The sequence below is a fragment of the Paraburkholderia nodosa genome (assembly GCF_001718195.1).
Lineage (GTDB): Bacteria > Pseudomonadota > Gammaproteobacteria > Burkholderiales > Burkholderiaceae > Paraburkholderia > Paraburkholderia nodosa_A.
Genome location: NZ_MCNV01000065.1, coordinates 1 through 2,287 on the forward strand (window position 1 = coordinate 1; position 2,287 = coordinate 2,287).

1 protein-coding gene, 3 tRNA genes and 2 rRNA genes are annotated in these 2,287 nt (G+C 58.5%); all 6 read left to right on the forward strand.

Translation table 11 applies throughout. From position 1 onward, the window contains the following. Positions 1–218, forward strand: a 23S ribosomal RNA gene (locus tag BFD71_RS38590); the annotation flags it as partial. Positions 219–413: 195 nt separating this feature from the next. Next, positions 414–527: ribosomal RNA gene (rrf, locus tag BFD71_RS38595) — 5S ribosomal RNA — on the forward strand. Between the two features lie 143 nt (positions 528–670). Continuing rightward, positions 671–756: transfer RNA gene (locus BFD71_RS38600), tRNA-Tyr, on the forward strand. A 50-nt stretch (positions 757–806) separates the two neighbouring features. Beyond that, positions 807–880, forward strand: a tRNA-Gly gene (locus tag BFD71_RS38605). Between the two features lie 32 nt (positions 881–912). Next, a tRNA-Thr gene (locus BFD71_RS38610) sits at positions 913–987 on the forward strand. Positions 988–1,096: 109 nt separating this feature from the next. Next, complete coding sequence (gene tuf, locus BFD71_RS38615; protein ID WP_028371383.1) at positions 1,097–2,287, forward strand: elongation factor Tu; 1,191 nt, start codon at positions 1,097–1,099, stop codon at positions 2,285–2,287.

Consider the following 2,287-nt stretch of genomic DNA (forward strand, 5'->3'; position numbering starts at 1 on the left):
TGTACCGGTTGTGACGCCAGTCGCATCGCCGGGTAGCTATGTTCGGAAGAGATAACCGCTGAAAGCATCTAAGCGGGAAACTCGCCTCAAGATGAGACTTCCCCGGGGACTTGATCCCCTTGAAGGGTCGTTCGAGACCAGGACGTTGATAGGTCAGGTGTGGAAGCGCAGTAATGCGTTAAGCTAACTGATACTAATTGCCCGTAAGGCTTGATCCTATAACAGGTGTGTTTTTAAAGACGCACGGTTGAGATCACGTGTCGGTCTACGTTAATGCTTCAGCATTTACGCAGAACCCGCACTATGTGTGTTGTGCCTGAAACAACACAACCCCAATTCAGCAGCACCCTCTTTACGCTTCTTCCCGATTGGCTGTGGCGCGAACACAAAGCGCGACGCAGCAACCCGTCAAGCCTGATGACCATAGCGAGCTGGTCCCACCCCTTCCCATCCCGAACAGGACCGTGAAACAGCTCCACGCCGATGATAGTGCGGATTGCCCGTGTGAAAGTAGGTAATCGTCAGGCTCCTCTACAAGCGAGACCCCGGCCCTAAAAAGCCGGGGTTTTTGCTTTTCCGCTCTCCCTATAAGTGAGAGCGTTGTGGGTTCTGCTCCGAACAAAGTGCTTGACACTTATCGGATGTTCCCCCATAATCATCAGTTCTCTTCGGAGGGGTGCCCGAGTGGCTAAAGGGGGCAGACTGTAAATCTGTTGGCTTACGCCTACGTTGGTTCGAATCCAACCTCCTCCACCAGAATTCAGCTGTAGCAGTTAGTGTTGGGTCGGCAGTAGTCGGCGAACCTCGCGGGTGTAGCTCAATGGTAGAGCAGAAGCCTTCCAAGCTTACGACGAGGGTTCGATTCCCTTCACCCGCTCCAGCGAAGCATTAAAGCGGTTTAGAGCAGTTTTCGCCCATGTGGCTCAGTGGTAGAGCACTCCCTTGGTAAGGGAGAGGTCGGCAGTTCGATCCTGCCCATGGGCACCAGCCGGTATCTAGCGGGCCTCAGAAGCCTCGCATCGAGCAGGCAGCAGCAAGCCAGTGATTGTTTGCGCGCCCCGCGCAACGTACGGAAAAATCCTCTTAGGAGTCGAAAATGGCCAAGGGTAAGTTTGAGCGGACCAAGCCGCACGTGAACGTGGGCACGATCGGTCACGTTGACCACGGCAAGACCACGCTGACGGCAGCGATCACGACGGTTCTGACCGCCAAGTTCGGCGGCGAAGCGAAGGCGTACGACCAGATCGACGCGGCGCCGGAAGAAAAGGCGCGTGGCATTACCATCAACACCGCGCACGTCGAGTACGAAACGGCTAACCGCCACTACGCACACGTCGACTGCCCGGGCCACGCTGACTACGTGAAGAACATGATCACGGGCGCGGCACAGATGGACGGCGCGATCCTGGTGTGCTCGGCCGCTGACGGCCCGATGCCGCAAACGCGTGAGCACATCCTGCTCGCCCGTCAGGTTGGCGTGCCTTACATCATCGTGTTCCTGAACAAGTGCGACATGGTCGACGACGCCGAGCTGCTCGAGCTGGTCGAAATGGAAGTGCGTGAGCTCCTGTCGAAGTACGACTTCCCGGGTGACGACACGCCGATCATCAAGGGTTCGGCCAAGCTGGCGCTGGAAGGCGACAAGGGCGAACTGGGTGAAGTGGCGATCATGAACCTGGCCGACGCGCTGGACACGTACATCCCGACGCCGGAGCGTGCCGTTGACGGCGCGTTCCTGATGCCGGTGGAAGACGTGTTCTCGATCTCGGGTCGCGGCACGGTGGTGACGGGTCGCGTCGAGCGCGGCATCGTCAAGGTCGGCGAGGAAATCGAAATCGTCGGTATCAAGCCGACGGTGAAGACGACCTGCACGGGCGTGGAAATGTTCCGCAAGCTGCTCGACCAGGGTCAGGCAGGCGACAACGTGGGTATCCTGCTGCGCGGCACGAAGCGTGAAGACGTGGAGCGTGGCCAGGTGCTGGCCAAGCCGGGTTCGATCACGCCGCACACGCACTTCACGGCTGAAGTGTACGTGCTGAGCAAGGACGAAGGCGGCCGTCACACGCCGTTCTTCAACAACTACCGTCCGCAGTTCTACTTCCGTACGACGGACGTGACGGGCTCGATCGAGCTGCCGAAGGACAAGGAAATGGTCATGCCGGGCGACAACGTGTCGATCACGGTGAAGCTGATCGCTCCGATCGCGATGGAAGAAGGTCTGCGCTTCGCAATCCGCGAAGGTGGCCGTACCGTCGGCGCCGGCGTGGTTGCAAAGATCATCGAGTAA